Here is a 4,290-nt window from a genome sequence, read left to right on the forward strand (position 1 = left end):
GTAAGCGTCCGACAAAGGCATCTTGAATTTCGTTAGCACGCCCTGCGTGCCGCTCGATCGGCAAGGAGTCGAGACCCTTTGACCTTGGCGCATACTGTGCCTCACCCCGGCGACGCGAGACGATTCCGCCATCACCTCGCTGCGACCGGCGCCACGCCGCAGCCCATCAGGGCTATCAACATGCGTGGATTTCTACTGAACAATCGCGACGAGCTGATTCGTCGATGCAAGGTCAAGGTTGCGCAGCGACCCGCACGGGACGCTACCCTCGAGCAACTATCGCACGGCGTCCCAATGTTTCTCGACCAACTGGCGCGCACGCTCGAAGCCGAGGATGGTGGCGACATGGAAGGAGGGCTGCGAATCTCAGGGGCGTCGGGAGGTGAAGGCTCGGCGCTCTCGGAGATGGGCGTTTCGGCGACGGTTCATGGCGGCGAGCTCCTTGGACTCGGATACACCATAGACCAAGTCGTTCATGATTACGGCGACCTTTGCCAGGCCATCACTGACCTCGCCGTCGAGCGAGACGCCCCGTTCTCGGTAGATCAGTTTCGCACGCTGAACCGCTGCTTGGACAACGCCATCGCCGACGCAGTGACAGAGTTTGCTGCTCAGCGCGACGTCGATGTGGCGAGACGACAAGCCGAGGAGGAGAACGAACGGCTTGGCTTTCTGGCGCACGAGTTGCGCAATCACTTGCACGTCGCCAAGCTCGCATTCGCAGCATTGGAGTCAGGCAAGCTGCCGGTTGGAGGTTCCACCGGTGCGGTGCTCAACCGCAGCCTTGGCTCCATGGGAAGTTTGATCGACGATTCTTTGGCGGCTGTCCGTAACGCAGCTCTCGCGCCTCTGAATCCGCGCATCTTCTCGCTCGCAATCTTCTTGGCCGATGCCGGGCGTGTCGCCGAACTCTACGCGGCCGACACGGGGTGCGTGCTTCGCATCGCAGAAGTGGACGGCCAACTCGCGATTGAAGGCAATCGCGAACTGCTGATGGCGGCGCTCGGTAACTTGCTACAGAACGCCTTCAAGTTCACTCGACCGGGTAGCGAGGTGACGCTGCACGCACATGCGTCCGTTGATTCGATTCGCGTCGATGTGGAGGACTGCTGCGGCGGCCTTCCCGAGAGCAGCGTTGATACCCTGTTCAAGCCTTTCCAACAAGGCTTCGACGACAAACGTGGCCTGGGGTTGGGACTGTCGATTGCAAAACGCAGTGTGGAGGCCGACCGTGGGCGTTTGACCGTACAAGACATCCCGGGCAAGGGGTGCATTTTCACCATCAGCTTGCCGCTGCGTCGGATGGCGTAGCCGGACATCGCAATGGCGACTGAGGAACGAGCCCGGGACGTGCCGGTACACCCCAAAATCGCTGCGCCCGCACGCCAGTGGCGAACAGACATCGCGGCGTGGTCGCGAGATTACTCCCGTCTTTCTCTTACATTGCCATGCAAGCGCAAACCGGAAATTGCGAACATGTCACGTCGTTTGAGGGTCATCGCATTAATTCAATCGCTTTCTGCAGATGAAGGCACACGTCAGCCTACAGCGGGTGACTGGCTCGTGGAACAGGACAGGAAGCAACTTCGAAAGCTGACGAGGCCAATCGAGAGAACCGTCAGGCTGGCACCGATCTTGGCGCGATTTCCATTCGCGTCGCCCTGAAAACGTCGGCGGATCGACAGCAGCGCGCTGCAGGTTGCCCCGTCGGGCCGGGGATGGGAAGCAAGGACGAACAGCATCGCGCGTGCACAGGAGCGTTGAATGCGCAAATTGGGCCGAATTGCCCGGTGAAGACGCCGTTGCCGCAGCGCGCGTCATTCAGCTGATGGCGCGTGCTGCCACCGGTGCGGCAGCAACTCGCCAACGAGGCGAGCTTTGTGCGTCGGCAAGCGCTGCAGCACATCCTTCAGGTACGCATGCGGGTCGAGCCCGTTGAGCTTGGCGGACTGGATCAAGCTCATCACGGTCGCGGCGCGTTGACCCGCGCGCAATGAGCCGGCGAACAGCCAGTTCGAACGCCCGAGTGCGATCGGCCGGATCTGGTTCTCAACCCAGTTGTTGTCGATCGGGAGCTGCCCGTCATCGATGTAGCGCGTGAGCGCGGCCCATCGCTTTAGGCTGTAGTCCAGCGCTCGCGCCAGTCCGGTGCCGTCGGTCGCACGAAGGCGCTGTGCCAGCATCCAGGCGTGCAGCGAGTCAGCAAGCGGGCGCGCCTTCTCCTGTCGAAGCCGCAGCCTCTCGTGCGTATCCAGCGCCCGTACTTCGCGCTCGATCTCGTAGAGCTCGCCGAAGTACCTCAGGGCTTGCTCGGCCACCGCACTCTTGGTGTTCGCATGCACGTCGAAGAACTTGCGCCGTGCATGGGCTGCGCAGCCCACCTCCGTCACGCCCTGCGCGAAGCTGGCCTTGTAGCCGCTGAAGTCATCGCACACCAGCTTGCCGCGCCAGGGTTGGCTGTCCTGCTGCAGGAACGCACGAGCGTGCTCGCCAGCGCGGCTGGGCGCGAAGTCATAGACGACGGCCTTGAGGTCTTCGAACACGCCCGGGCAGTACGCCCAGAGGTAAGCGCGGTGCGTCTTCTTCTTGCCCGGCGCCAGCATCGCCACGGGTGTCTCATCGGCATGCAGCACGCTGTGGCGCAGCATCTCGTCCTTGAGCGCGTCCACCAGGGGCTGCAACTGCACGCCGCAGGCTCCGACCCACTCGGCCAACGTGGAGCGCGACAGCGCCATGCCTGCTCGGGCGAAGATGCTCTCCTGCCGGTACAGCGGCAGGTGGTCGGCGTACTTGGCCACCAGCACCTGGGCCAGGAGGCCCGCGGTGGGGATGCCCTTGTCGATCACCTGTGCGGGAACCGGTGCCTGAACCAGGGTCTCGCACCTGGCGCAGGCCCACTTGCCGCGGATGTGGCGCTCGACCGTGAACACACCCGGCGTGTAGTCGAGCTTCTCGCTCACGTCCTCGCCGATGCGCTTGAGGGCGCAGCCGCACGCACAGGTCGTTGATGCCGGTTCGTGGCGGTGCTCTGTGCGTGGCAGGTGCGCCGGCAGCGGTGCGCGTCTCGGCTGCCGCGGCGCATCGTCGGATGCCTCTGCGGGCCTGAGCTGCTCGAGTTCCAGTTCGACGGCGGCGATGTCAGCCTCGATGGACTCGTCCAGCAGGCTCTTCTGCGTTGCGTCCAGCTGCTCGCTGCGGGCACTGAACTTCCAGCGCTTGAGCACCGCGATCTCGTGTGTGAGCTGGTCGATGCGGGCCTCGCTCCACACGAGCTTGCGATCCTTCACCAGCATCTCGCTGTCGGTGTGCGCGATCTGCGCCAAGCGCTGCGCAATCTCGGCGTCCTTGCCGGCGATGACCGCATCGCGATCGTTGATCTCCCTCAGAAGGCCCTGCGCCAGAGCCCGCAGCTCCGTCTCGCCAAGACCTTGAAGTTGATCGCCGTTGAACATGAACAGCAGTGTGCCGAACTTGCCTGCGCTTCTCCATCCGCGAACGCCCCAATTGCCCGATCCTGGCTACACCACGCGGATCCGCCGGCCTCGCCCAGGCGCTGCCATGGAAGGCCCAGTACCAAGGCATCGAGCTGCTCGCGCGTCAGGGTCATCGACGTCGTGCCCAGGCCCGTACTGGCCCAGAGGAACCGGCCCTGGTGCAGCCGCCGTGCGCACAGCCAGACGCCAATCCCGTCATGCACGAGCACCTTCAGGCGATTGGCACGACGGTTGGCGAACAGGTAGGCGTGATGGGGATGTGCTGCGCCGAACACCCTTACGACACGACCGAGCGCCGTGTCGGTGCCGGCTCGCATGTCCAGCGGTTCTACTGCCAGCCATACCGCGTCTACGCGGATCATGCGCGGCTCACCGCAGCACCTCGCGGATCCACGCTGCACAAGACGCGGCGCCGGCCATCGGCCAAGTGACCTTGAGCGTGATGGCTCCTCGGCGCAGTTCGATCGCGATGTCGCTCGCTGCCGACGGCACATGCGCGGCCAACGGCAACGCGACAAATTCAGTAGCAATGCTCGTCATGAGGGCCTGCGACTTCGCAGCCAATCGGCGCCACTTGTGCACGAGGTTGGCGTTCAGGCCGTGCGCCATCGCAATGCTGGCAACGGAGGCATTCGGCTGGGCGCATTCTGCGAGAACCTGAGCCTTGAGGGCGGCGCTGTGACGCCGCCGCGAGGATTGTTTGGAGTCTTCCAGGGTGTCCACCTAACTTGTCTTGGTGGACACCATCCTTGCCGCGGCCGCCGCCGCGTTCAAGATGGGATTGCCGGACGCTTAC

4 protein-coding genes are annotated in these 4,290 nt (G+C 63.8%); 1 reads left to right on the top strand and 3 read right to left on the bottom strand.

The features are described 5' to 3' along the window. The first annotated feature begins 294 nt into the window (after nucleotides 1-294). Nucleotides 295-1,311, top strand: coding sequence for a sensor histidine kinase (locus VLK31_RS36085; RefSeq protein WP_409173299.1), 1,017 nt, complete (start codon nucleotides 295-297; stop codon nucleotides 1,309-1,311). 506 nt (nucleotides 1,312-1,817) lie between these two features. Here VLK31_RS36085 and tnpC read toward each other — a convergent pair. The 3 genes from tnpC to tnpA are packed head-to-tail and all read right to left on the bottom strand — an operon-like array spanning nucleotide 1,818 to nucleotide 4,217. Beyond that, nucleotides 1,818-3,452 carry an IS66 family transposase gene (tnpC, locus tag VLK31_RS36090; RefSeq protein ID WP_409173300.1) on the bottom strand — a complete coding sequence of 545 codons (1,635 nt, stop codon included), beginning with the start codon at nucleotides 3,450-3,452 and terminating at the stop codon, nucleotides 1,818-1,820. Beyond that, nucleotides 3,383-3,856: an IS66 family insertion sequence element accessory protein TnpB gene (tnpB, locus tag VLK31_RS36095; protein ID WP_409173301.1), complete on the bottom strand. Its 474-nt coding sequence runs from the start codon at nucleotides 3,854-3,856 to the stop codon at nucleotides 3,383-3,385. The genes tnpC and tnpB overlap by 70 nt, the downstream gene beginning before the upstream one ends. 7 nt (nucleotides 3,857-3,863) lie before the next feature. Beyond that, nucleotides 3,864-4,217, bottom strand: a complete 354-nt coding sequence (gene tnpA, locus VLK31_RS36100) for an IS66-like element accessory protein TnpA (RefSeq protein WP_409173302.1) — start codon at nucleotides 4,215-4,217, stop codon at nucleotides 3,864-3,866. Between the last annotated feature and the right edge of the window lie 73 nt (nucleotides 4,218-4,290).

This window comes from Variovorax sp. H27-G14 (genome assembly GCF_046156345.1).
Classification (GTDB): Bacteria; Pseudomonadota; Gammaproteobacteria; order Burkholderiales; family Burkholderiaceae_C; genus Variovorax.

Excerpts from the sequence above, each read along its gene's own strand:
- VLK31_RS36085 (WP_409173299.1), top strand. The coding sequence starts at position 295 with ATGTTTCTCGACCAACTGGCGCGCACGCTCGAAGCCGAGGATGGTGGC.
- tnpC (WP_409173300.1), bottom strand. The coding sequence starts at position 3,452 with ATGTTCAACGGCGATCAACTTCAAGGTCTTGGCGAGACGGAGCTGCGG.
- tnpB (WP_409173301.1), bottom strand. The coding sequence starts at position 3,856 with ATGATCCGCGTAGACGCGGTATGGCTGGCAGTAGAACCGCTGGACATG.